Genomic DNA, 24,928 nt, shown 5'->3' on the forward strand with positions numbered 1-24,928 from the left:
CACGGAAAACCTTTGTTCATGTCCTCTACTACTGCTTCCTGCCGCCCTTTCTTTGCTTTCGCGCCGTTGGCGCTGGCCGTCCTGGCGGCCTCGATGGCGATCGGCGCCGCGCCTGCGGCGCAGGCGCAAGCCGCGCCCAATGTCGAGACCGCCCGCCACTATGACATTCCTGCGGGGCCGCTGGGCCTGGCGTTGAGCCGGTTCGCCGCCCAGGCGGGCGTGGTGCTGTCGTTCGACGCGCAACTGACCCAGGGCAAGCAAAGCGCCGGGCTGCAAGGCGGCTATGGCGTTGCCGCGGGCCTGGCCGCCATGCTGGCCGGTACCGGCCTGGAGGCCATCAACCAGGGCGCCAACAATTACGGTTTGCGCATCGCCGGCACGCAGACACTGGCGCCGGTGGAAGTCCTGGGCTCGCGCGAGCCGGGGCCCAGCGAGGGAACGGACTCGTACACCGTCGGCTTGTCCACCACCGCCACCCGGCTGCCGATGACCCTGCGCGAAACGCCGCAGTCCGTGTCGGTCATGACGCGCCAGCGGATGACGGACCAGGGCCTGAACACCCTGGAAGACGCCATTGCCAACACGCCTGGCCTGACCTTCAAGAAGAAGGGGTCGGCCGATGACAACGAGAAAGGCCTGTACGCGCGCGGCATGGAAATCACCAACATGCAGGTGGACGGCGTGCCGACGCACAAGGATTTCAACGCCTTGGGCCTGGACACCGCGTTGTACGACCGCATCGAAGTCGTGCGCGGATCCACCGGCCTGCTGAGCGGTGCGGGCAACCCTGCCGCATCCATCAACCTTGTGCGCAAGCGGCCCACGCGGGAATTCGAGGCTGGCGCCGGCGTCACCGTGGGGTCCTGGGACTACAAGCGCACCGAGTTCGACCTGGGCAGCCCGCTGGACGAGTCCGGCAAATTGCGCGGACGGCTGGTCGGCGCATGGCAGGAAGGCGGCTCGTTCATCGACCGCGTCAAGCAGGACTCGCAACTGCTGTATGGCGTGGTCGAGGCCGACCTGGCCGAGCGCACCTTGTTGACGCTGGGCGCGGAATATCAGCGCAAGAAATGCACGGCGTGCTCGTACTTCGGCTTTCCCGCCGTGTATGCGGACGGCTCCGAGACGGATTTTCCCCAGCGCTTCAACTCGGCGACCAACTGGAGCCGCCAGGAACGCACGCGCTATAACGTCTTTGCCACGTTGGACCACGAATTTGCGCCCTTGTGGAAAGGGTCTGTCACCCTGTCGCGCACCGGCGACGACAACGACCGCACCTACGGCTGGTTCAGCAGCAACGGCTGGGCCAATCCGCAGACGGGGCAGGGCGCCTCGGTCTGGGTCGCGAAATGGCCTATCCCCAAGACCCAGAACGCCGTGGATGCCAGCCTGTCCGGCGCCTTCAACGCGCTGGGCCGCCAGCACGACCTGGTGCTGGGCGTCAACGCGTCGCGTACCAAGGCGGACTACGACACCTATCCGCTGTGGCTGGCGCCCGGCTATGACCCCAAGATTCCGGACATCCGCGCGTGGAACGGCGACATGCCCGAGCCGGATTGGCAGTCGACCGGCAAGCGCTATTACACCGAGAAGCAAGCGTCGATCTACGGGGCAGTGCGTCTGCGTCCCACCGAGGCCTTGTCGCTGGTGCTGGGATCGCGCGTGACGTGGTGGGACCAGCAAGCGTCCTATACCTATAACGATGGTTCTTCCTACCCGGACGACATGCGCGAGCAAGGCGTCTACACGCCTTATGCCGGGGTGGTCTACGACCTGACAAGCAACCTGTCGGCCTACGCCAGCTACACCAGCATCTTACTGCCCCAACAGGCGCAGAGCGTGTCGGGCAGCGTGCTGGCGCCCATCAAGGGCAACACGTATGAAGTGGGCCTGAAAACGACGCTGCTGGACGGCCGCCTGAACGGATCGGTGGCCCTGTTCCGCACGCGGCAAGACAACTACGCGATGCTGGACGGCGACCGCCTGGCGCCCAACGGCGACAGCGCGTTCGTTGCCGCCGACGGCGCGGTGATGCGCGGTGTAGAAGCGGAAGTGAGCGGCGAGCTCACGCCGGGCTGGCAGATGCAGCTGTCGTACGCCTATGTGGACCGCAAGCTGCCCCAGGGCTTTACGACGCAGGTGGGCCTGCCGCGCCACATCGCCAAGCTCTACACCACCTATCGCCTGCCTGGCGATTGGAGCGCCCTGACGGTAGGCGGCGGCGTGCGCTGGGAAAGCCAGAGCGGCTATTCCAGCCGCGGGCCTGGCGGCCGTCAGGCCGAGGCTTCACAAGGCGCCTATGCCTTGCTGGACTTGATGGCGCGATATCAGTTCAACCGCCAATGGTCCGCCACGCTGAACCTGAATAATGTGCTGGACAAGAAGTATTACGCCAGCACCAACGTCTACAGCAATTACTACGGGGCGCCATTCAGCGCGATGCTGGGGGTGAATTACCGGTATTGATGAGTGCGCCATCAACGCGCCAATCGCAAACTCTCCATGAAATACACCGCGTGGTCCGACGACTGCGCGGCTTCCCTCCAGACCATGCCCGTCACGCGAAGAAGCATCCCGTCGCCTATGCGCCGGCGGTGGCCGGCAGCACGCGGGCCCCGGATCTGCCCGACGTTCCCACCGTAGGCCAATCAGGCGTGAAGGCGCTGGAAGGTTACGACGCCACGTTCGGGTACCTGGTGATGGCACTCAGGGACACGCCCCAAGAAGTCGTGAAGATATGGGAAGCGGCGCTGGCCAGGGTATACGTCTTGCCCGAATTTCAGCAGACCATGGCGGGCCTGGGCGTGCGAGGGGAGTGATGAGCGCGTCGCATCTTCGTGCATTAGCAGACTAGATCTCGCTGTAAGTGTCTGCGTGATTCTCTATGATCGTGGCTTGAGTTCAGGCGCACAGCGCCACCACATCGACGCGATTTCAGAGAGAAGTGCATGATTCCAGCTTGGAACAGTATCAAGGATGCTTCGGCTGTGCAGCCTTTCATTCAAAGCCGGGTAAAGCAGGGAGTCTTGCCATGATTCAGCGCCGTGACGTGCTTTCTTCAGAAATTCGAGAGCTGGAGCAAATGTTGGACGGCATTCCTGCTACTGCCGTCATCCAACGGATTTCGCTTGAAAGCCGACTGAAGTCTGTACGTGATGCGTTTGAGCAAGAGCTAGCCTGTTGCCAGCCTTCGCATTTTGAGTCTGACTAAGGCCACGGTTTGATCCATAGGCTCGGGCACTTGGGGCAAAGCACCAGATTGCTTTGACCGTGGATTTCTCAGCGGAATTATCCGCCGAACATCCCCGCCACCTGCTCCTGTATCTCAAACACATCCGATACCCCATACAGCCCGACGCTCTTTTGCAGGCGGCTGTTATCCGGCGGTGTTTCCACGCAAGCCTTGACCAACACGAACTGTCCCGCCGGGTCGGGCATGAATTTCATGCCGGACACCGACAGGCGTTCGATGCGCACGGTGCCATCGTTGTAGCGGCGGCCCCTGGCGGGGATGCCGTTCAGTTCATCCATCGATGGCACGTGGTCGAAGACCGCGTCGTAGAACTCGATGATTGGACTGCTGTTGGTGCTGGCGCAGCGATGGACGTAGGCGGCGTGGTAGCGGCCGTCCAGTTGGTAGGACACGACATCACCGGCCCGGTAGAAGGTCAGGCTGTCGGGTTGCCCGGGGGCGCGCTTGAGCGGGGTGGGCGGCGTATGCAGGAACGCCTGCTTGATATCCGGCGTCTTGCGGTGAAAGTCGTCGCTGAGCGCGACCGCGTCATTCAGGGCGTCGATGGCGGCATCGGCCTGTGCTGAGAGGGTGGCGTCGGCGATGCCGTACTTGTGCAGCAGGATGACCAGCGCGACAGCGGTCTTTTGGCGGTACAGGGCCGACACCGCGTCGTCGTTTGCCTGCAGCACACAGTTCCAGCGGCGCAGCACCTGTGGCAACGCGCGGGCGCCAAGGTTGGCTGCCAAGGCCTCATCGTGCCGGGCATAGGCCATCAGGCGTGTCATGAGCCGGGCCAGGTCTTCGTCCAGCGTTTGTACCAAGGTGTCTGCGGCCAGCTTCTTCAGGGCCTGGGCGTGATTGATCGAGGCCATGCTGGCATTATCCTTGGGACGGTTTCGAGGGGGCGGCAGGCCATGCCCAGCCGCTTTCCGATAGATCCGGCTGCAACGCCTTGAACGCGTCCGTTGCCCCGGCTTGCCCCGGAAACACACCGGCCTTGTCGGGCCAGAACAATTGCACGCAGGGAAAGTCGTCGCCGCCATGGAACCAGCGGTTCCAGCCCAGGTGATCGGGGTAGTGGGATTTGTCGACGGGCACGAGCAGGGCGTTGAAGCCGCGGAACAGGGTGTCGACGGGAACGCCGATGGGCGGCGCGTTGCCGGCCTCGATCATGCGGTACAGGTTCCACAGCACGTCGTGGGTGACTTCGCGGGGCAGGGAAAAGACGATGACCTCGGGAAAACCGTGACCCACCCAGAAGCCGCAGGTGAACGAGAAACCGGGCTGGTCGCCTTCGGCGAAGATCTCGGTGCGAAACCAGCCGTGTTCGCGGATCTGGCTGACGAAGCGCTGTTCGTCGGCGTCCAGGACGTCGGCGGGGGCATCCAGGGCGGTGGCGATGTCGGGGATGGGCATGCGGGCTCCGAGGGCGAATGCTAGGCGATAGGGCAGATCATACCTATTGCTTCCAGCTTGACGAGTTGCCTGGCCTGGCGGTAGCGCTTGGGCATTCTGTAAACTGGTCTGCGCCTTTCTCTTGACTCATATCAGATGCCCGCCTCCCACACCGCTCTCGCCGCCGCCCTGCAGACCCCGGTCCGCACCCCCGCCGACCTGGATTCCCTGGAGACGTTCTTCAAGCGTCCGGAAGTCAGCGCGTTCTACGGCGACATCCAGGAGCCGGAGCAGGCCGACGCCGCCTTGCGATTCTGCGCCGACCTGCTGCCGACCCTGCATCCCAGCCGCGCCTCGGCGCTGGCGTTGATGTGCGGGTCGTTGGTGGAAGACGGCGCCGATCCGGTGTTGCTCTTTCCGACGCTGCGGGCGCTGCTGCGCCCGTGGCTGGAGACCTTGCAGCCGTATTGCGCGCAGGAAGTCGAAGAGGATGACGACGAGGTCGAGGAAGCGGATCGCCAGGCCTGGCGCGACGCGCAGGCCCGGCTCGAGGCGTTGCCGGACGACCAGCGCTGGCAGGTCGAGGCGCGGGTTGAAGCCGTGGATACGCTGGTGCTGCCGATGATGGCGATGGTGATGCGCGATCGGCGCAATCATCAGGCGCTGATCGACGACGATGTCTTGTTGCAGCGCCTGTATGCCATGACCACCATGAACGACAGCCTGCCGTTCGAGCAGCTGCATTTTCTGTGGCTGGCCTCGCGCATCAGCTATGAGGACGAACTGGTGGTGCTGTTGCCGGCGTCGGGCACGGGCTTCGTGGCCCGGGCGCACGGCATCAACAACAATTTCCATGCCTTTACGTTATTGCAGATCTTGATCGGCGAGCATGCCCAGGCGCTGGGCGTGCGGCGCGAGATCGCGCCGCGCGAGCCGGATGCGGACGGCGACACCGCGGATTTTCAGTGGTTGCAGGTGGACGCCTACGCCGACGGCGCGCTGCAGAACATCATGCGCCTGGCCTGGGGCGAGGCGGCGCTGCGCGACAACGCCGCCAAGGCCGGCAAGCGTGTGCTGATTGCACTGGAAACGGACGAAGGCATCAAGCGCAATTGGTCGGGCTTCAATGGCGCGATCCACGACGCGCAGCAGCCATTGATGACGTTCACGCGGTATTTGACGCCGGACGAAGTGGCCGAGTACCTGGCCTGAGGGCGGATCGGACCATCCTGGCGGGGCCAGGCGCCTCAATGCCTGCCGCTGGCCACCGCCAGGTGTTCGCCCGCGTCATGCACATGCAGGCGCCGGCGGTCGGAAATCAGCCAGTACAGCCCGCCGCTGACCGCGGCGCCCAGGAACCAGGAATAAGGGGCCAGGGCTTCCAGCCCCGGCGCCAGCGCGATGACGATGGCCAGCGTGGCCGATGGGGCCAGGGCGATCAGGGCGCGCGGGTTGACGCCGCGAGTATAGAAATAGGTGCCGGCGCTGGCCTCGGTATACAGGTCGGGGACGTGCACGCGGGTTTTTCGGATCAACCAGTAGTCGGCCATGATGATGCCGTACAGCGGCCCCAGCAGCGCGCCCAGCCCCGACAGGAAATACACGATGACCACGGGGTTGCCGTAGATCTTCCAGGGCAGGATCAACACCGCCAGCGTGGCGCTGATGAGGCCGGCGCGGTGAAAGGTCAGGTAGCGCGGCGCCAGGTTGGTGAGTACGAAGGCGGGGGCGACGAAGTTGGCCATGAGGTTCACGGCCAGCGTCACGATCAGAAGCGCCAGGCAGCCCAGCACCAGGAACAGCTTGTCGGGAATGGCCGCGACGATGTCGGCGGGGCTGGTGATGACGCGCCCGTCGATGCTGAATTGCGCGCCGGCCAAGACGGCGCTGATGCCCGCGAACACCAGGATATTGATCGGCAGCCCCCAGAAGTTGCCGCGCCGGATGCTGCGTTCGCTGGGGGCCGAGCGGGTGAAGTCGCAGAAATTGAGCAACAGCGTGCCATAGATGGACAGCCACAAGGCTGCCGCCGAGAACACGCTGTTCCAGGCGGCCAGCCCGGTGGGGGCGGCGCCGGTGGACCAGGCGATGCGGCCGTCGACCCGAGACACCATCCAGACCGCCAGGGCCAGCATCGTGATGAGGATGACGGGGCCGGCGCAGCCTTCGAACTTGCGCACCATTTCCATGCCGTAGGCCAGGATGGCCAGTTGCGCCAGCCAGACGGCCAGGAAGCAGGCCCAGCCCAGGCCCGACAGCCCGAGCAGGCTGCCGTGGTCGTAGCGGGTCAGGTCGGGCGCTACCGCAGCCAGCAGCACATGCAGCACGACCGAGGCCAGGTAGGTCTGGATGCCGAACCAGGCAATGGCGATGACCGCCCGGATGAGGGCGGGTAACTGCGCCCCGCGAATGCCGAAGCTCAAGCGGCTGATGACGGGAAACGGCACGCCGGTGCGTTGGCCCATGTAGCCGGACAGGTTCATCAGCAGGTACACGAGGGTGGCGCCCAGCGCCATGGCCGCCAGGATCTGGCCTGCCGACATACCCATGGCGAACAGGCCGATGGCAAAGGTGTAGTTGGCGATGTTGTGGACGTCGTTTGTCCAGAGCGCAAAGAGGCTGTAGGCGCCCCAGCGCCGGCCCTCGACCTGGGATGGGGCCAGGTCGGCGTTGTGCAGCCGCGGGCTGATCGGATGCAAGGTGGTGTCCGGCGATGCCGGCGATTCGTCGGCTGCCGAGGGGCAGGGCAGAGAGGGCGTGAGCGTGTTCGAAACCATGGCGAGATGCCTTTGTGATTCGCAAGGCAAGACCCTACCGTTCATGGCGTCGGTGGTTGACTAGGACCCGTCTGATACTGAATTCAGGGTCTTCCCCAGTAGTGGAAACGTCTAGTCGCGCACGATCGATACCAAGGTATATGCCCACCGGCCTGTTTGGAACGCGGGGCCGCCCCTACACTGCCGCTTGTCGCAAACCTAAAGGAGCCCGCCGTGGAAGACGACGGAAGTACCCGAACCGACGGCGCATGCCGGGCATGACAGGTCTGCACGACACGTATTGCCAGCCGCCGCGCGCATCCCGATAACGGAGCCGCGCCACGCATGCGCCACCAGAACGCCTTCGGGCGGATCTCCCTGTTTCCAGGAGACGCGCATGCATTTCTCGACCCAATCCCCGACCTCCGTGCGCCGGGCGCCGACCGCGCCGGCCTTCATCACCCTGACGTTCTACGGCAGCCCCGCCGTGCTGGCCTCGATCCGCAAGCGGCTGTACGAGGAACTGCGCCAACGCGACGAAAGCGTGGCCGACGTTCGCTATTCCGCCGACGGCGACCAGGCCTGCACGGCCATCAGCTTGCGTAGCGACACGGGCAACCCCTGGCCCTTGATCACCTGGCTCAGCGATCTGTGCCGCGACATGGGCGTGCAGACGCTGCGCGTGGGCGTGTCGCCAGCGGCCCGTGCGCAGCCCGCGCCGGTGGTGGCGCCGACGCACCTCTGATTCAACCTTTTTCGATTTTCCATATCCATCGAGCCCGCGCTCGCCATGGACCGGGGACGCCTGCGCTCGCGCGCCGGCACACCCCGGCCGACGATGAGCGCGGGCGGGAGCAGCGAACATGAAACAAGTCCAAGAAGCGACGCTGCCGGCCCCGGGCGGGCCGCGTAGCGAAAAGAACCGCACGCCGGATGCGGCGGCGGACAAGCGCCGAACCATGCCGGTGGCGCGCCATGCGGGGCTGTCGGTGCACGACAGCCTGCAGGCGTTGCAGACGCAGCGGTCCGGCCTGGCCGAGGCCGACGTGGTGGTGCGGCGCGCGGTCGATGGCCTGAATGAAGTGGCGCACGACAAGCCGGCGCCCGCCTGGCTGCAGTTGCTGCGCGCGTTCCGCAATCCGTTCGTGCTCGTGCTGTTGGGCCTGGCGGCGGTGTCGTACCTGACCGACATCCAGTTTGCCAATCCGGCGGACCGTGACTGGACCGGCATCATCATCATGTTGACGATGGTGTCGATCAGCGGCCTGCTGCGTTTCATCCAGGAATACCGCTCGGGCCGCGCCGCGGAAAAGCTCAAGTCCATGGTGCGCAGCACCGCCACGGTGCTGCGCCGCGACAGCCAGGCCAGTGAGCCGGCGCGGCGCGAGGTGCCGATGAATGAGCTGGTGCCCGGCGACATCGTCGAGCTGCAAGCGGGCGACATGATTCCGGCGGACATCCGGCTGCTGCAATCGCGCGACCTGTTCATCAGCCAGGCCATCCTGACCGGCGAGGCGCTGCCGGTGGAAAAGTACGACACCCTGGGCAGCGTCAGCGCCAAGCGTGCGGACGCCCAGGCCGGTGAAAACGCCGAGCTGCTGGACCTGGCCAACATCTGCTTCATGGGCACCAATGTGGTCAGCGGCACCGCCACGGCAGTGGTGGTGGGCACGGGCGCCAATACGTACTTTGGCTCGCTGGCCAAGAACGTGGTGTCGACCAAGCGGGTCGAGACCAGCTTTGACCGCGGCGTGAACAGCGTGTCGTGGCTGCTGATCAAGTTCATGCTGGTGATGGTGCCGATCGTGTTCGTCATCAACGGCGTCACCAAGGGCGACTGGGTCACCGCGCTGACGTTCGCGCTGGCGGTAGCGGTGGGGCTGACCCCCGAGATGCTGCCCATGATCGTCTCGGCCAACCTGGCCAAGGGGGCGGTGGCGATGGCGCGGCGCAAGGTCGTGGTCAAGCGCCTGAACTCGGTGCAGAACTTCGGCGCGATGGACGTGCTTTGCACGGACAAGACCGGCACGCTGACGCAGGACCGCATCATTCTTGAACACCATTTCAACGTCGACGGCGAGATCGACGACGAGGTGCTGCGCCTGGGGTGGCTGAACAGCGTGAACCAGAGCGGCCAGCGCAACCTGATGGATCGAGCCATTCTGGCCCGCGCGCTGGACCTGCGCGGCTGGGATCGCAGCGACGCCTACGGCAAGGTCGACGAGATTCCGTTCGATTTCGTGCGGCGGCGCCTGTCCGTGGTGGTGCGTGGGGCCGACGGCAGCCTGGAGATGATCACCAAGGGCGCGGTCGAGGAAATGCTGGCGGTGAGCACCGGCGTGGTCTGCAATGGCCGCGAACAGCCGTTGGATGCCGCCATGCGCAAGCGCCTGCTGCGTAGCGCCGAGGCCTACAACCGCGACGGCTTCCGGGTGCTGGTGGTGGCCTCGCGCCGTCTGGAAGACACGGGCCGCACGCAGTTCCAGACCGCTGATGAAAGCGGGCTGGTGGTGCGCGGCTTCCTGACGTTCCTGGATCCGCCCAAGGATTCGGCGCAGGCCGCGATTCGTGCGCTGAACGATTACGGCGTGGCGGTGAAGGTGCTGACGGGCGACAACCCCATCGTGGCCGCCAAGGTCTGCCGCGATGTCGGCCTGGACCTGGGCACCGAGCGCGATGGCCGCGTGGTGCTGGGCAGCGATATCGAGCAGATGGACGACGTGGCGCTGTGCCGCCGGGTCGAGAAGGCGGTGCTGTTCGCGAAGCTGACGCCGCTGCAGAAGTCGCGGGTGGTCAAGGCCCTGCAGGCCAACGGCCATACCGTGGGCTTTCTGGGCGACGGCATCAACGACGCGCCGGCCCTGCGCGACGCCGATGTGGGCATTTCGGTGGACAGCGGCGCCGACATCGCCAAGGAAACGGCCGACATCGTGCTGCTGGAAAAGGACCTGATGGTGCTGGAGCAGGGCGTCATCAAGGGCCGCGAGACCTTCGGCAACATCCTCAAGTACCTGAACATGACGGCCAGCTCGAACTTCGGCAACGTGTTCTCGGTGCTGGTGGCATCCGCGTGGCTGCCTTGGGAACCGATGCTGTCGCTGCAGCTGCTGATCCAGAACCTGGTTTACGACATCTCGCAACTGACGCTGCCGTGGGACCGCATGGACGAAGAGTTCCTGAAGAAGCCACGCAAGTGGGAAGCGGGCAACATCCAGCGCTTCATGCTGTGGCTGGGCCCGACGTCGTCGGTGTTCGATATCACCACGTACTTCCTGATGTGGACGGTGTTCGGCGCCGGGGCGGCCTACGCGCTGCATGGCGGCGACGGTGGCCAGACCATCATGAATTCCGGTTGGTTCATCGAAGGCCTGGTGTCGCAGACCTTTGTGGTGCACATGCTGCGCACCCGCAAGATTCCATTCCTGCAAAGCACGGCGTCGCTGCCGGTGCTGCTGTCCACCACGGCGGCCATCGGGCTGGCGTGCTGGCTGCCGTTTTCGCCGATTGCCGAGTCGATTGGGTTCGTGGCCCTGCCGCCCGTGTATTTCGGCTGGCTGGCGCTGACGATCCTGGGCTACATCGCGCTGACGCAGCAGGTCAAGACGTTCTACATCCGCCGCTACGGCCGGTGGTACTGACATGCCGGGAGAATCGTCATGGAAAAGGCATTCGAGGAAATGCGCAAGTTCTCGCGCGACATGCATGAGTACGAATCCGAACGCATGGCGCGCCGCGGGGGCGACCTGCCCGACATTCCGGACGGCCCGTTGATTCCGCTGCGGCTGCTGGTGCCGATGCTGCTGGTCTGGACGTTGGGCGTGGGCGGCATCCTGTGCCTGCTGCCCTGATACGGTGAGGCATTGAAAAGGGCAAGACCGATATGTCGGTCTTGCCCTTTTCGTTGGAGCGGATGAACGGTGGTGGCGTCGGGGAGGATAGGCCGTGCCGATCAGGCGCCGCCGTGCAGCATCTGGATCACGCCCAGCGCGATCCAGATGCCGACCAGCACGGCGCCGCGTGCGATCCAGAGCGTCTTGATGGAAAGTTTCATGGGAGGCTGCCGATGAGCGGTGAAGGAAGGGCAGCACGGCCGCGCCGCCCCGAGGGTTGGAAAATTATAGAAACCGGCCCGGTGCGGCGCGAGGCGGGAATGGGTTGGCCGGCATATACATTGGTATACGCCCGCTTTCCCGAGGTAGGCTGGGGGCCTTGCCTGTCTCTACAATGGCGTGTCGCGGCGCGCGGCGGCGGTCCGCGGGCGTCGCTTTCCTACCAACAGGGTGGTTGCGCCATGTTCCAGAAGCCGGCCAGGTATTTGAAACAGCGCCCGGGCGCGGGTATTGCGCTGCTCGTCGTGCTGATGGCGGTGGTGTTTCTGGCCGACACCTTCACCCGCCTGGAAATCGCGGTGGCGGTCTTCTACGTGGCCGTGATCCTGGCCGCGTTCAGCTTCCTGCCCCGGCGCGGGGTGACCTTGGTGGCGGTGGCGTGCGCGGTGCTGACCCTGCTCAGCCTGTACCTGACGCCCAACGGCGGGGCGCTGCGCGAACTGGGGGTGATCAACGCATTGATCAGTATCGCGGCCATTGGCGTCACCGCGTACCTGGCCTTGAAGCGCGCAGCGGCGGAAGACGCCGCCTTCGAGGCCCGCTCGCAACTGGCGCGCATGGCTCGCATCCACAGTCTGGGTGAGCTGACCGCGTCGATTGCCCACGAGATCAACCAGCCGCTGGCGGCCATTGCTACCAGCGGCAGCGCCTGCCAGCGCTGGCTGGAACACGATCCCCCGAACATCGAGCGTGCCCTGCGAGCCTTGCAGCGCATGATCGATGATGTGACGCGCGCCAGCGAGGTGGTTGCGCGCATTCGCCGCGATGCCCGCAATGCCACGCCGCAGCGCGTGCGGCTGGACCTGGCCGACGTTATCGGCGACGTGCTGGAACTGGCCGGCGGCGAGTTGGCCAGCCACGAGGTGTCGTTGTCCACCCGTATCCAGGAACGCGTGCCCGCCGTGCTGGGGGACCGCGTGCAGCTGGGGCAGGTGGTCGTGAACCTGGTGCTGAACGCCATCGAAGCCATGCAGGACACCCCGGTGGGCGCGCGCCACCTGATCCTGCGCCTGGCCTTGCAGGAACCCGGGCTGGTGCAGTTTTCGCTGACCGACAGCGGGCCGGGCCTGAGTCCGCAGGCGCGCGAACGGCTGTTCGACACCTTCTGGACCACCAAGCCGGACGGCACCGGCCTGGGCCTGACCATCAGCCGCGGCATCATCGAAGGCCATGGCGGCCGCTTGTGGGCCGAGCCTGCCGGGCGCGGCGGCGCGGTGTTCTGTTTCACGCTGCCGGCAGCCCCCGAGGAAGAATCACCATGAATGCATCCGCGCGGCTTGAACCCGCTACCGTCCATATCGTCGACGACGACGCCTCGCTGCGCGAGTCGCTGGAAGACCTGATGCATTCGGTCGGCCTGCCGGTGCGCGGCTACGGTTCGGTGCAGGAATTCCTGGATAGCGGTGCGGATGCCGGCCCCGGCTGCCTGGTGCTGGACGTACGCCTGCCGGGCCAGAGCGGCATGGACCTGCTGCGCCGCATGCAACAGGCGCAGCGGCGCCTGCCGGTGGTGATGATCACCGGCCATGGCGACATCCCGATGTCGGTGGCGGCCATGAAGCTGGGCGCCGTGGACTTCCTGACCAAGCCGTTTCGCGATCAGGACTTGCTGGACACGATCCACGCGGCAATCGAGCAAGACCGCGCGCAGCTGGCCAACCTGACGGGGTCGCAAGAGGTGCGGGCGCGTTGGGATACGTTGACCGACGGCGAAAAGGCCGTGATGGAACGGGTGGTGCGCGGCATGCTGAACAAGCAGATCGCCGCCGAATTGAATGTCAGCGAGATCACCGTGAAGGTGCGGCGCGGACGGGTGATGCGCAAGATGCAGGTGCGCACGCTGGCCGACCTGGTGCGGGCGGGCGGTCAGCTGGGAGGGTAGGCGTGCCGCTACTGAGGCTGTGCGGCGGCTCGCCACACGTCCAGGAAATGGCGTTTTTTCAACGGGTCCAGGTAGACCAGCAAGCCCACGCCCAGCGCCACCGGCCGCACGCCGGCTGCCGGCACGCCCGCAGCCGGCACGATCGAGGCCGCCACCGGCCGCATGCCGGACTGGCGGGCGATCATCTCTTGTCCGCGCGCAGACAGCAGGTAGTCCAGGAAACGGGCGCCCAGGTCCGCGCGCGGCGCCTGCCGCGGAATGAGGGCGGTGCGTGACAGCATCAGCGTGTAGTCCTGCGGATAGATCACCGCCAGCGGCGCACCCTGGGCGATGCGGTGGCGGGTATAGGATTCCAGCAGGTTGTAGGCCAGCGTGATGTCGCCGCGTTGCAGCTTGTCCAGCGCGTCTTCCGTCGACTCGTGCACGGCGACCCGGTTGCGGCCGAAGGCGGCCAGCAGGGCGCCGGCCAGGCTGTCCAGGCGCGCGTCCTGCGTGGCGGCCAGATAGCCGAAGCCGCTGCCTTCCACGTCATAGGTCGAGATCCGGCCCGCCAGCGGCTGGCCGGGCGCCTGCAACAGCGCCAGCAGGTCGCGGCGCGTGCGCGGTGCGCGGGCGGCGTCCAGCTGGCGGGTGTTGTAGACCATCACGATGGGGTCGGTGCCGATGCTGAAGACCTCATCGCGCCAGTTGGCCCAGGCGGGCAGGGCGCGCGTCTCGGGCGATACATGGGGCTGGGCATGGCCATCGTTGACCAGCTTGGTCTGCAAGTCCATGGCGCTGCTGATGATGAGGTCCGGCCCGGTCTTTGCATCGAGCCCCTGGGACGCCCGCGCCACGGTGTCGTTGTACAGCGCCTGGGTCGACAGTTCCGTGTATTCCAGCCGCACGCCGGGGTTGAGCCGGCTGAAGTCTTCCAGCACGCCGCGAAACACCTGCACGCTGTTGGACGCATGCACCACCAGCACCTGCTTGCTGGCGGCCGGGCCCAGCGTCAGCCCGTCGCCGCTGGTTTCGACGGCCTGGCTGGCCGTGCCCAGCAGCAGGGCGGCGCAGGCGGCGGCCACGCGGGCCAGGGGGGCGAGTCTACGTGTCATGGCGATTGATCGGCAGAATGACCTGGGCTTGCAGGCCGCCCTCGGGCCGGTTGCTCAGGCTGAGCCGGCCCTGGTGAATGTCGACCACGCGCTTGACGATCGACAGCCCCAGGCCCGCGCCGGGCGTGCGCGGATTGGGCCCGCGTGAAAAACGTTCAAAAGCGCTGTGCGCCAACGCGGGGGCAATGCCGGGCCCGCAGTCGGAGACGGTGATGCGCCAGTGCCCGTCGTCAGGTTCCAGCCGGATGTCGATGTGCCCGTCGGCCGATGCGCCGTGGCGCAGTGCGTTGTCGACCAGGTTCTTGAAGGCCTCGCGCAGCATCAGGCTGTCGCCGGGCACGCGGGCGGGCGGGGTGTTCGCGTCCGGCAGGTGCAGCCGCACATCGGGCTGCGGATCTGCCTGCGGCACCGTGTCGTACACCGCCTGGTCGAGCAGGTCGGCCAGATCCACGGGTTCGAATTTTCGCAGGTTGCTGCGGTGAATGACGCTGGCGTCGCTGAGCAGCTGGTTGACCAGCCGCGACAGCTTTTCCGCGTTGCGCAGCACGGCCAGCAGGCTGCGGCGCTGTTCGGCCGGGTCTTCCTCGTCCAGCGCCACTTCCATCTGCGCATGCAGCGCCGCCAGCGGCGTGCGCAACTGGTGCGCCGCCTCGGCGATGAACAGGCGCAGCGTATCCAGGTTTTCCGACAGGCGCGCCATGAAGCCGTCCAGCGAATGCACCAGCGTGTCGAGTTCTTCGGGCACCGGCGCCGCAATCGGATGCAGGTCCGATGCGCTGCGCCCGGCCAATTCGCGTTCGATGCGCTGGATGGGCGACAGCGAACGGTGCAGGCCCCAATAGGCCAGCGCCAAGGCCGCGGCCGTAAAACCAATCAACGCCAGCGTGCCTTGCCACAGAATGCTGTCGGCCAGCGCATCGCGCGCCTCGCGCGTCTGCGCCACCTGGATGCGCGCGGCTTCGGTCGCGCGCGGGCCGGCCACCTTGCGTTCCATCCAGGCCACCCGCACCGGCTGGCCCTGGTAGCTGGCCGCATATAACTGCGGCGTATCGGCCGTGTCCGCACCGCGAGCAGGTGGCGCCGGCAAATCGGCATACCCGGAAATCAAGCCGCCATCGGCCGCCGCCACCCGGTAGAACACCCGGTCGCGCGGCGCCTGCTCCAGCAGCGCAAGCGCCGCATACGGCATGTCCATCTGCCAGTCGCCCTGCACCAGTTGCAGGCTGTCGGCCATCGACAGCACGGACGCGCGCAGCAACTGGTCATAGGTCGTATCGGCCGTCTGCTGCGCATAGCCGCGCACCAGCAGATACAGCGCACCCAGGCCCGCCACGAACAGCGCCAGCAGCATCGCCAGCAAGCGACGGCGAACGGAGATGCGCCCGGGTTGCACGAATCAGTCTCGCGAAGGCTCGGGCAAGGGCGCCGATGCCGTCGCCGAGTCGGCATTGCGCGTGGGGGCCGTGTCGGCGGGGACCGCCCCAGCCTCGTCCACCGCCGTCAGCAGATACCCCGTGCCCCGCTGCGTCTCGATCCGCAGCGGCGACCCTTCCAGCTTCTTGCGCAGCCGCGCGATATAGACCTCGATCGCATTCGGCGCCGCGTCGTCATCGAACGCAAACAGCTTGTTCGCGATCTCGGACTTGCTCACCGCCCGGTTCATGCCCGCCAGCAAAATCTCAAGCAGGCTGTATTCACGCTTGGGCAATTCAATCCGCTGCCCCGCCAGGCTGACATGCCGCGCCGCGCTATCGATCACCAGTTCCCCAAACCGCAACACCCCCGCCGCCTGCGCACTGGGCCGCCGCAACAACGCCCGGCACCGCGCTTCCAGCTCACGAAAATCAAACGGCTTGGCCAGGTAATCATCGGCCCCCGTATCCAGCGCGTGCACCCGATCTTCAATATCGATCCGCGCCGTCAACGCCAACACCGGCGTCTTGCTGCCCCGATCCCGCAACCGATGCAACACATCAAACCCCGACATCCGCGGCAACCCGATATCCAGAATCACCAGATCAAAGGTCTCGTACTGCAACACACCATCCGCACTGAGCCCATCGCCCTGAAAATCCACGGCATGCCCGAGCCGCCGCAATCGTCGCACGAGCGCGTCGGCCAAATCTTCATCATCTTCAATAACGAGTATCCGCATCCCCAAATTGTCGCATGCCCCCCACCGCCGCCCTCCACCCGACCAGCCACCAGCCAACGTTCAATCTGTCACAAAAATCCCCATACCCCTACCACCACTACCCGCACTTCACCCCCCGCAAGCGCGCAGCGACCACCCCGCCAACGCACCCCACCGCGTAAGCCATTTCTTGGCCGCCCGCGCGGCCAAAAATGGCGGGCCCCGCCCCTCTCTCCCGCCCCGTCGTGGCCCAGCAGCGCCCCAAGCCAAGACATTCGTAGTCCGGGGTGGCGTTCGCCTGGGAGGCCGCGCCGTCGATGCGCCCGAGGGAATCGGAAGGGAGCCGAAGGCGTACGACGATGACGAAGGGGGGGGCCGCCTAGGCCAGTCCGGCGCCCGCGCGCCGGACCGCAATCGTTGGCGCGGCCTCCCAGGCGAACGCCACCCCGGACGGCCTACATACCCACCGCCCCCAACAGCAACAATCCCCAACCCAGCCCCGACCCCAATATTTCCGACAGGTTCCAGACAGCTTTTCTTCCTAGTCTTGCGCCCCAGCGCCTTGCAAGCCAAGGCCGCACATAACAACGACTAGTCGGAGATACCCCCCTCATGCTTCTGACCCTGCTCGGCTTCGGCATGGTGATCACGTTCATGACGCTGATCATGACCAAGCGCCTGTCGCCCCTGGTTGCCCTGATCCTCGTCCCCATCATCTTTGCCCTGCTCGGCGGCTTCGGCGCCGGCATCGACAAAATGATGCTCGACGGCATCCGCAAGATCGCGCCCACCGGCGTCATGCTGATGTTCGCCATCCTCTACTTCGGCGTCATGATCGACGCCGGCCTGTTCGACCCCATCGTCGGCCGCATCCTGCGCGCCGTCAAAGGCGATCCCCTGAAAATCGTCGTGGGCACCACCGTCCTGGCGCTCGTCATTTCGCTGGACGGCGATGGTTCGACCACCTACATGATCGTCGTCGCCTCCATGCTGCCGCTGTACCGGCGCCTGAAGATGAACGCCCTGTCCATGACCTGCCTGGCCATGCTTGCCAGCGGCGTCATGAACTTGACGCCGTGGGGCGGCCCCACCGCGCGCGCCGCCAGCGCCCTGCACGTGGATGCCGGCGACATCTTCGTGCCGCTCGTGCCCGTCATGGGCGTGGCTATCGTCGCCATTCTGATCCTGGCCTTCTTCCTGGGCCTGCGCGAACGTCGCCGCCTGGGCGTGCTGGCCCTGCCGGAAGGCGCCTCGCTGCATGCCGGCTACGACGAAGATGGCCCCAAGAATTTGCCCGAGATCGAAGTCGACCACGACCTGCGCCGCCCCAAGCTGTTGTGGGTCAATGCCGGTTTGACCCTGGCGCTGATGGTCAGCCTGGTGATGGGCGTGCTGCCGCTGCCCGTGCTGTTCATGATCGCCTTTGCCATTGCGCTGATCATCAACTACCCGAACCTGGCCGAACAGCGCCGCCGCGTGGCGCAACACGCCGGCAACGTGCTGTCGGTGGTGTCGCTGATTTTTGCGGCGGGCATATTCACCGGCATCCTGTCCGGCACCGGCATGGTCGAAGCCATGTCGCGCAGCCTGCTGGCCGTGATTCCCGACGCGCTCGGCCCCTATCTGGCGGGCATCACCGCGCTGGTCAGCCTGCCGTTCACCTTCTTCATGTCCAACGACGCCTTCTACTTCGGCGTGCTGCCCATCCTGAGCGAAGCCGCCCAGGGCTACGGCATCACCCCCGTGGAAATGGCGCGCGCGTCCCTGATCGGCCAGCCCGTGCACCTGCTCAGCCCGCTGGTGCCGTCCACCTACCTGCTGGTGGGCCTGGCCGGCGTGGAATTCGGCGACCACCAGCGCTATTCGCTCAAGTGGGCCACGCTGGTCTGCCTGGTGATGCTGGCGGCCGCCCTGGCATTCGGTCTGTTCCCCCTGGTCGGCGCCGTCGCCTGACCTGTTTCTTCAAAGGAGGTCGTTCATGGCTTTGCGCATTGCTTACGTCACCAGCGGGATGGGCCACACGGGCACCGCGATCTGCCAGGCACTGCACCACGCGGGGCACCGCGTCGTCGCCGGCTGCGGACCGCGCTCGTCACGCAAGGATCATTGGCTGAAGGAACAGAAGTCGTTGGGCTACGACTTCATCGCGTCCGAAGGCGACGCCACCGATTGGGTCTCGACCGAGGCCGCCTTTGCCAAGGTGCGCCGCGAGGTCGGCGACATCGACGTGCTGGTCAACAACGCCGGCGCGATGCTGGACATGCGCTTTCGTCAGATGAGCCACGCCGACTGGTCGGCGGTGCTGCGCAGCAACCTGGACACGCTGTTCAACAGCACCAAGCAAGTGGTCGACAGCATGGCCGACCGCGGCTGGGGCCGCATCATCAACATCGGTTCCGTGGCTGCCGAGAAAGGCCAGATCGGCCAGATCAACTACGCCACGGCCAAGGGTGCGGTCATCGGCTTCACCCGGTCGCTGGCGCAGGAAGTGGCCGCGCGCGGCGTGACCGTCAACCTGGTGTCGCCCGGCTTCATCGCCGACGACACCGTCAAGGCGTTTCCGCCCGCACTGCTGGACCGCATCATCGAAAGCGTGCCGGTGGGCCGGCTGGGCACAGCCAAAGACCTGGCCGGGCTGTGCGCCTGGCTGGCCTCGGACGAGGCGGCGTTCGTGACCGGCGCCAACTACGCCATCAACGGCGGCGTGTACATGAGCTAGGGCTCGGGGCCTGCGCCCGCAGGCCCTATTGGCCCCGGCTACGCAGGAAGTCGGGGATCGAGTTGGCGGTACGCTTGCAGTCCGCCAGCCATTCCACGCGCCACTCGGTGATGCGTTCGACTGTGACATGCTCGAACACACCCGGCGTCGGCTCGCCGATGCATTCCCGTTGCCGCACCAGCACCAGCGGATGCTCGGCGCCTGGCGTTTCATCCGCGCATTCGGCGGCTTCCTCGAAGGTGGCAAAGGCGTAGTAATAATCATCGCCCTCGTACAGGTCTTCGCCGCCGGCGTGGGGATGCACCCACACCCGGTATTCCAGCACGTCGTCATAGAAATAGCCGCCGCCCGAATGGGTCAGGGCGGGGTATTCGCCGACCAGGTCGGGGTCGATGGCGGCGGGATAGGCGGGCTGGGACGTCATGGTGGGGCTGGGGGTAGAGATCGCGGGATGACGAGTGTAATCGGCGTTCCGGTAAAAAAAGGGTCTTGGCCCGCTCACGCCGCCTACGCATTCTCCCCGCTCGCAAACATGTCCACCAGCGTCTGCCTCAGCCAGCGCTGCGCCGGCACGGTGTCGTTGCGTTGATGCCAGAACAGGCTCAGGATCCGCGGCGGGGCGTGCAGGGGCAGCGGCATGGTGTGCAGGTAGGGCGCGTGCGGCGATTGCGCGCCCAGGTTGCGCGGCAGTACCGCCAGCATGTCGGAATGGCGCACCATCTCGTAGGCGACGCCGTAGTGGTTGACGGTGGCCACCACGTTGCGTGACAGGCCGCGCGCGGCCAGGTAGATGTCGTAGGACGGCAGCGCGGTGCCGGCCAAGCTGACGTCGACGTGGCGCGCCGCCAGGAAGGCGCGGGTGCTCAAGCGCTTCATGGCGGCCAGCGGATGGCCGGCGCGCATGAAGCAGGCGTAGTCCACCCGCCACAACGAACGCGAGCGGATGTGGTTGGCGTGCTGGGCTTCGTTCACGTAGACGCTCAGCACGCAGTCGACGCGGTTGTCTTCGAGCTGGTCGGCGATGTTCAGGACGGTATTGGGCATCGTGCGCACGCGCGCCAGCGGGGCCACTTGCGCCAGATGGTTGCACAGGCGCGGCATGACGACGCCGGCGGTGTAGTCGGACATCGACAGGCTGAATTCCACCGAGGCCAGGGCCGGGTCGAAGGCCTGCGCGTCCAGGGCGCCGCGCATGCGGCCCAGGGCTTCGCCCAGCTCGGCCCACAGCACGGCGGCGCGCTGGGTCGGCATGACGCCATTGCCGGACCGCACGAACAGCGGGTCCTGCAGCCCGTCGCGCAGGCGGGCCAGCGCGTTGCTGACGGCCGGCTGGGTCATGAACAACGCATTGGCGGCGCGCGTGACGCTGCCTTCCGTCATCAGGGCTTCAAACACCTTGAGCAGGTTCAGGTCGAGCGTACGGAAGGTCATGGCAGGTCATTCACATTGGTGATGCAGGGCATCATAACTATAAATTGGTGCGATAAAACCACGCGTGCCTATCATGCGTTCTCTCATCCAGTACGGCCCAAGCCGTCGACCAAGGGGAACCGCATGTCCATGATTTCGGGACGCATCGAGCGTCTGCCGTTCGCGCATTTCCATAGACACCTGCTGCTGATGGGCGGGTTGGGCTACATGTTCGATGCCATGGACGCTGCGGTGCTGGCGTTCATCCTGCCGGTGCTGCGCAAGACCTGGGAACTGTCCAGCGTGCAGATCGGCCTGCTGGGCAGCAGCACCTATATCGGCTTCTTCTTCGGCGCCTTGCTGGCCGGCACCCTGGGCGACCTGATCGGGCGCCGGACCGTGATGATCTGGGCGCTGGCGCTGTACTGCGTCGCCTCGCTGGTCAGCGCCTTCGTGAACAGCTGGCCGCCGTTCTTTGCCGCGCGCATCGTGGCGGGCATCGGCACCGGCGCCGAAAGCGCCATCATCGCGCCGTACCTGGCCGAATTCGTGGCCCGGCGTTTTCGCGGCAGTTTCACGGGGTCGCTGGCGGGCTTTTTCTCGTTCGGGTTCGTGGCGGCCGCGTTGCTGGGGTATTTCATCGTGCCGGCGCACGATGAGGGCTGGCGCATGGTGCTGGTGATCACGGCGCTGCCGGTGGTGATGCTGCTGTGGTGGCGCCGGGCGCTGCCCGAGTCGCCGCGCTGGCTGGAAAGCCGGGGGCGTACGGACGAGGCCTCGCGCATCCTGGACAAAATCGAAGCGGATTTCGCTCGGCGGGGCCATACGCTGGCCGCACCGCAACCCGAACCGGCCGGGGCTACCGGCAAGAGCGGTACGCTGCGCGAGAACTTCATGCTGCTGCTGGCCGGGCGCCAGGCCCGCATCACCATCATGACGTGGATCATGTGGTTGTCGATCACGTTCAGCTACTACTCGTTCTTCGTGTGGATTCCGGGCCTGCTGGTCGAGACCGGCATGAGCATCACCAAGAGCTTCTCGTATTCGCTGGCGATCTATTGCGCACAGGTGCCGGGCTACTTCAGCGCCGCCTGGTTCAACGAGAAGATCGGGCGCCAGGCCACGATCGCGACCTACATGCTGCTGGGCGGGGCCAGCGCGATGGGCCTGGCGTTTTCCAGCAGCAACGAGCAGATCATGCTGGCCGGCATCTGCATGTCGTTCTTCATGAACGGCACCTATGCGGGCGTCTACGCCTATACCGCCGAGGTCTTCCCGACGGCCGTGCGTACCACCGGTGCGGGCCTGGCGTCGGCCATCGGGCGGGTGGGCGCAATCGTGTCGCCGATCCTGGTGGGCTATCTGTATCCGAATTTCGGTTTCATGGGGGTGTTCGGCATCACGACCATCGTGCTGCTGCTGGGCGCCGCCGTGGTCGTGTTGATGGGCGTGCCGACCCGAGGCCGCTCGCTCGAGGAAATCGCCGCAGGAGAAACGCAATGAAGATGACCCGAACAAGCCCGCCGGCACCGGTGGCGCCCGAACTGGACGCCGTGGCAAGCGCCCATGCCGCCACCGATCAGCCGCAGGCGGTATTCGCCGCCGTCGACCGCGCGCTGGCCGCGCAGATCGGCCACCGGCTGTTCACCATCCTGGCCTACGACCCCGACACATCGCTGGCGACGCGCCTGTATTCCAACCTGCCGGACGCGTACCCGGCCGGCGGCAGCAAGACCGTGGCGCAGGGGCCGTGGACCGAAGCGGTGCTGGATCGTGGCGAAGCCTATATCGGGCAGACGCTGGACGACCTGCGGCAGGTGTTTTCGGACCACGCGCTGATCGATTCCCTGGGCTGCCAGAGCGTGCTGAATATGCCGATCCGTTGGCGCGGCCGCACGCTCGGATCACTGAACCTGCTGCACGCGGCCCATTGGTACGGCCCCGCCGACGCTGCCGCGTGCCGCCCGTATGCGCAACTGGCGCTGCCGGCGGTGCTGCCGGCATTACTCACCCTTTGATCGCGGGAACATCATGCAAACCCTATTGTTCAAGAACGCCGCATTGCTCGACCCGGCCCGGGCCGAATTGCAGGGCGATCACGACGTGCTGGTGGAAGACGGCCTCATCAAGGAAGTGTCCGACCGACCCTTGCAGGCCGCCTCGGCGCGGGTGATCGACCTGAAGGGCAAGACCCTGATGCCCGGCCTGATCGATCTGCACGTGCATGTGATCGCAGTGGAACTGAACCTGGCGCAGCAGGTGTACATGCCCAACGTGCTGGTCACGTTCCGGTCGGCGCCGATCCTGCGCGGCATGTTGCGGCGCGGCTTCACGACGGTGCGCGATGCCGGCGGCGCCGGCCACGCGTTCAAGCAGGCGGTCGAACTGGGGCTGGTGCAGGGGCCGCGGCTGTTCGTATCCGGCCGTGCGCTCAGTCAGACCGGCGGCCATGGCGACATGCGGGCCCGCAGCGATTTCCTGAACGACGATTCGCCGTGCCCGTGCTGCGTGCGGGTGGGGGCGTTGGCGCGGGTGGCGGACGGGGTGGACGCCGTGCGCCGCGCCGTGCGCCAGGAACTGCAGATGGGCGCGGACCAGATCAAGATCATGGCATCGGGCGGGGTGGCCTCGCCGACCGACCCGGTGGGCGCCTGGGGCTATTCCGAAGACGAGATCCGCGCCATCGTGGCCGAGGCGCGCGGCCGCCAGACCTATGTGCTGGCCCATGCCTACACCGCCGAAGCCATCGCCCGCGCGGTGCGTTGCGGCGTGCGCACCATCGAGCACGGCAACCTGGTCGATGCCGAAACGGCACGGTTGATGGCGCAGAGCCAGGCTTACGCGGTGCCGACGCTGGTGACCTACGAAGCGCTGGCCACCGAGGGCGGCGACTTCGGCCTGCCGCCGGAAAGCGTGGCCAAGATTTCGCAGGTGCGCGATGCGGGGCTGCGCTCGCTGGAGATCTACCGCGATGCGGGCGTGAAGATGGGCTACGGCAGCGACCTGCTGGGGCCGTCGCAGCGCTTGCAGAGCGACGAATTCCGCCTGCGCGCCGAGGTGTTGGGGGCGCAGGCAGTGATCGCCAGCGCGACGCAGGTGGGCGCCGAGGTGCTGGGCATGCAGGGCAAGCTGGGCTGCATCGCGCCGGGGGCCATGGCCGACCTGCTGGTGGTCGACGGCGATCCGCTGCGCGACGTGTCGTGCCTGTTGGGCCAGGGCGAACGGATTCCGCTGGTGGTGCAGGGCGGCAAGGTGCAGTTCGACGACCTGCGCCTGGCGGCCTGAAGCGGCAGAGACCCGCCGCACCCGCCCGTGGCGCATCGGCGGGCGGAGGCGGTCAGCCGCGGTTGATAGACACCCCGCCATCCACCAGCAACGCCGTGCCCGTCGTGAAGCTGGATGCGTCCGACGCGAGGTACAGCGCCGACCGCGCGATTTCGGCGGGCGTGGCCAGCCGTTTGAGCGCGTGCAGGCTTTCGACATAGTGGCGCGCTTCGGGCGTATTCATCGAGGCGCGGCCCATGGGCGTATCGGTGCCGCCGGGCAGCAGGGCATTGGCGCGGATGCCCTGCGCGCCATATTCCGCCGCAATGACCTGCGTCAGCCCGATCACGCCGGCCTTGCTGGCCGCATAGGCCCCCATGCCGGGAAAGCCGGCCGTGTGGCCGACGAACGTGGACGTGAAGATCAATGAGCCGCCGCCGCGTTCGAGCAGGGCGGGAATCTGGTGGCGCGCGCCGAGAAAGGCGCTGGTGAGGTTGGTGTCCAGGATCTCGTGCCAGGCGTCGGCCGAGACCTTGTGCACAGGCGTCGCGTCGCCGGTCATGCCGGCATTGTTGAAGGCGATATCGAGTCCGCCGAAGCGGTCCAGGGCGGTGGCCACCGCGGCTTGTGCCAGTGCATCGTCGCGCACGTCGCCGGCCAGCGCCGCGGCATGCGTGCCCATGGCTTCGATGTCGGCCACCAGCTTGTCCAGTTCGGCTTGCCGCCGCGCCACCAGCACGAGCCGCGCGCCTTCGCGCGCAAACAGCTTTGCCGTTTCATAGCCGATTCCGGAACTGGCGCCCGTGATGATGGCAACTTTGCCAGCCAATTGATGCATGATCGATCCTTGAGGGAGGTTGACCCCGGAACGATAGGCATCGCCGCGCGCGCGGGCTATCCGGTTCTTGCGCTTGCCGGCGCTTTCGCGGC

At 66.3% G+C, this 24,928-nt stretch carries 23 protein-coding genes; 14 read left to right on the forward strand and 9 right to left on the reverse strand.

What is annotated here, in order from left to right; genetic code table 11:
* Positions 1-18 precede the first annotated feature (18 nt).
* The 3 genes from HV798_RS00660 (at position 19) to HV798_RS00670 (ending at position 3,211) form a co-directional block, all read left to right on the forward strand.
* On the forward strand, positions 19-2,466 hold the full coding sequence (locus HV798_RS00660; protein WP_175190925.1) for a TonB-dependent siderophore receptor: 2,448 nt from the start codon (positions 19-21) through the stop codon (positions 2,464-2,466).
* A gap of 50 nt (positions 2,467-2,516) precedes the next feature.
* Complete coding sequence (locus tag HV798_RS00665; RefSeq protein ID WP_175190926.1) at positions 2,517-2,819, forward strand: type 2 periplasmic-binding domain-containing protein; 303 nt, start codon at positions 2,517-2,519, stop codon at positions 2,817-2,819.
* Between the two features lie 140 nt (positions 2,820-2,959).
* On the forward strand, positions 2,960-3,211 hold the full coding sequence (locus tag HV798_RS00670) for a hypothetical protein (RefSeq protein ID WP_175190927.1): 252 nt from the start codon (positions 2,960-2,962) through the stop codon (positions 3,209-3,211).
* Between the two features lie 77 nt (positions 3,212-3,288).
* On the opposite strand, the gene HV798_RS00675 is transcribed toward HV798_RS00670, so the two are convergent.
* Entirely contained in the window at positions 3,289-4,107 is an 819-nt protein-coding gene (locus HV798_RS00675; RefSeq protein ID WP_175190928.1) for a hypothetical protein, read from the reverse strand.
* A 7-nt stretch (positions 4,108-4,114) separates the two neighbouring features.
* Positions 4,115-4,651 carry a DUF4262 domain-containing protein gene (locus HV798_RS00680; RefSeq protein WP_175190929.1) on the reverse strand — a complete coding sequence of 179 codons (537 nt, stop codon included), beginning with the start codon at positions 4,649-4,651 and terminating at the stop codon, positions 4,115-4,117.
* Between the two features lie 135 nt (positions 4,652-4,786).
* On the opposite strand from HV798_RS00680, the gene HV798_RS00685 reads away from it, so the two are divergent.
* Complete coding sequence (locus HV798_RS00685) at positions 4,787-5,842, forward strand: hypothetical protein (protein ID WP_175190930.1); 1,056 nt, start codon at positions 4,787-4,789, stop codon at positions 5,840-5,842.
* Between the two features lie 35 nt (positions 5,843-5,877).
* Here HV798_RS00685 and HV798_RS00690 read toward each other — a convergent pair whose 3' ends face one another.
* Positions 5,878-7,407 (reverse strand): NCS1 family nucleobase:cation symporter-1, encoded by a 1,530-nt coding sequence (locus tag HV798_RS00690; protein WP_175190931.1) that lies wholly within the window; start codon positions 7,405-7,407, stop codon positions 5,878-5,880.
* A 376-nt stretch (positions 7,408-7,783) separates the two neighbouring features.
* Between HV798_RS00690 and HV798_RS00695 the strand changes: the two genes are divergently transcribed.
* The 5 genes from HV798_RS00695 to HV798_RS00715 all read left to right on the forward strand — a co-directional run bounded on the left by HV798_RS00695 (position 7,784) and on the right by HV798_RS00715 (position 13,377).
* Positions 7,784-8,131, forward strand: a complete 348-nt coding sequence (locus tag HV798_RS00695; RefSeq protein WP_175190932.1) for a hypothetical protein — start codon at positions 7,784-7,786, stop codon at positions 8,129-8,131.
* A 118-nt stretch (positions 8,132-8,249) separates the two neighbouring features.
* The gene (gene mgtA, locus HV798_RS00700; protein ID WP_175190933.1) at positions 8,250-11,024 is read left to right on the forward strand and encodes a magnesium-translocating P-type ATPase; all 2,775 of its coding nucleotides are present in this window, start codon (positions 8,250-8,252) and stop codon (positions 11,022-11,024) included.
* An 18-nt stretch (positions 11,025-11,042) separates the two neighbouring features.
* Positions 11,043-11,234 carry a hypothetical protein gene (locus tag HV798_RS00705; RefSeq protein ID WP_025136995.1) on the forward strand — a complete coding sequence of 64 codons (192 nt, stop codon included), beginning with the start codon at positions 11,043-11,045 and terminating at the stop codon, positions 11,232-11,234.
* Between the two features lie 467 nt (positions 11,235-11,701).
* Entirely contained in the window at positions 11,702-12,757 is a 1,056-nt protein-coding gene (locus HV798_RS00710; RefSeq protein WP_217481136.1) for a sensor histidine kinase, read from the forward strand.
* A complete protein-coding gene (locus HV798_RS00715; protein ID WP_175190935.1) occupies positions 12,754-13,377 on the forward strand; it encodes a response regulator transcription factor in 624 nt (207 codons plus the stop codon). Before HV798_RS00710 ends, HV798_RS00715 begins: the two co-directional genes overlap by 4 nt.
* 8 nt (positions 13,378-13,385) lie before the next feature.
* On the opposite strand, the gene HV798_RS00720 is transcribed toward HV798_RS00715, so the two are convergent.
* Genes HV798_RS00720 through HV798_RS00730 form a run of 3 tightly spaced genes read right to left on the reverse strand, consistent with a single transcriptional unit; the run spans position 13,386 to position 16,626 of the window.
* On the reverse strand, positions 13,386-14,471 hold the full coding sequence (locus HV798_RS00720; RefSeq protein ID WP_175190936.1) for an ABC transporter substrate-binding protein: 1,086 nt from the start codon (positions 14,469-14,471) through the stop codon (positions 13,386-13,388).
* Entirely contained in the window at positions 14,461-15,864 is a 1,404-nt protein-coding gene (locus HV798_RS00725) for a sensor histidine kinase (RefSeq protein ID WP_217481137.1), read from the reverse strand. Before HV798_RS00725 ends, HV798_RS00720 begins: the two co-directional genes overlap by 11 nt.
* Before the next feature lie 3 nt (positions 15,865-15,867).
* Positions 15,868-16,626, reverse strand: coding sequence for a response regulator transcription factor (locus HV798_RS00730; protein ID WP_175190937.1), 759 nt, complete (start codon positions 16,624-16,626; stop codon positions 15,868-15,870).
* Between the two features lie 591 nt (positions 16,627-17,217).
* Here HV798_RS00730 and HV798_RS00735 point away from each other — a divergent pair.
* Together HV798_RS00735 and HV798_RS00740 are read left to right on the forward strand one after the other, a co-directional pair.
* Positions 17,218-18,558 carry a CitMHS family transporter gene (locus tag HV798_RS00735; protein WP_175190938.1) on the forward strand — a complete coding sequence of 447 codons (1,341 nt, stop codon included), beginning with the start codon at positions 17,218-17,220 and terminating at the stop codon, positions 18,556-18,558.
* Positions 18,559-18,583: 25 nt separating this feature from the next.
* Positions 18,584-19,324, forward strand: coding sequence for an SDR family oxidoreductase (locus HV798_RS00740; protein WP_175190939.1), 741 nt, complete (start codon positions 18,584-18,586; stop codon positions 19,322-19,324).
* A gap of 25 nt (positions 19,325-19,349) precedes the next feature.
* Here HV798_RS00740 and HV798_RS00745 read toward each other — a convergent pair whose 3' ends face one another.
* Both HV798_RS00745 and HV798_RS00750 read right to left on the reverse strand, forming a co-directional pair.
* Entirely contained in the window at positions 19,350-19,748 is a 399-nt protein-coding gene (locus HV798_RS00745) for a GCN5 family acetyltransferase (protein ID WP_175190940.1), read from the reverse strand.
* An 83-nt stretch (positions 19,749-19,831) separates the two neighbouring features.
* Positions 19,832-20,755 carry a LysR family transcriptional regulator gene (locus HV798_RS00750; RefSeq protein ID WP_175190941.1) on the reverse strand — a complete coding sequence of 308 codons (924 nt, stop codon included), beginning with the start codon at positions 20,753-20,755 and terminating at the stop codon, positions 19,832-19,834.
* Between the two features lie 123 nt (positions 20,756-20,878).
* On the opposite strand from HV798_RS00750, the gene HV798_RS00755 reads away from it, so the two are divergent.
* Genes HV798_RS00755 through HV798_RS00765 form a run of 3 tightly spaced genes read left to right on the forward strand, consistent with a single transcriptional unit; the run spans position 20,879 to position 24,019 of the window.
* Complete coding sequence (locus tag HV798_RS00755; protein WP_175190942.1) at positions 20,879-22,237, forward strand: MFS transporter; 1,359 nt, start codon at positions 20,879-20,881, stop codon at positions 22,235-22,237.
* Entirely contained in the window at positions 22,234-22,752 is a 519-nt protein-coding gene (locus tag HV798_RS00760) for a GAF domain-containing protein (RefSeq protein WP_246288536.1), read from the forward strand. The genes HV798_RS00755 and HV798_RS00760 overlap by 4 nt, the downstream gene beginning before the upstream one ends.
* A 13-nt stretch (positions 22,753-22,765) precedes the next feature.
* Positions 22,766-24,019 carry a metal-dependent hydrolase family protein gene (locus HV798_RS00765; protein ID WP_175190943.1) on the forward strand — a complete coding sequence of 418 codons (1,254 nt, stop codon included), beginning with the start codon at positions 22,766-22,768 and terminating at the stop codon, positions 24,017-24,019.
* A 52-nt stretch (positions 24,020-24,071) separates the two neighbouring features.
* Here HV798_RS00765 and HV798_RS00770 read toward each other — a convergent pair whose 3' ends face one another.
* Complete coding sequence (locus tag HV798_RS00770; RefSeq protein ID WP_175190944.1) at positions 24,072-24,836, reverse strand: SDR family oxidoreductase; 765 nt, start codon at positions 24,834-24,836, stop codon at positions 24,072-24,074.
* Positions 24,837-24,928: the final 92 nt, after the last annotated feature.

This window comes from Achromobacter deleyi (assembly GCF_902859705.1).
Classification (GTDB): domain Bacteria; phylum Pseudomonadota; class Gammaproteobacteria; order Burkholderiales; family Burkholderiaceae_B; genus Achromobacter; species Achromobacter deleyi.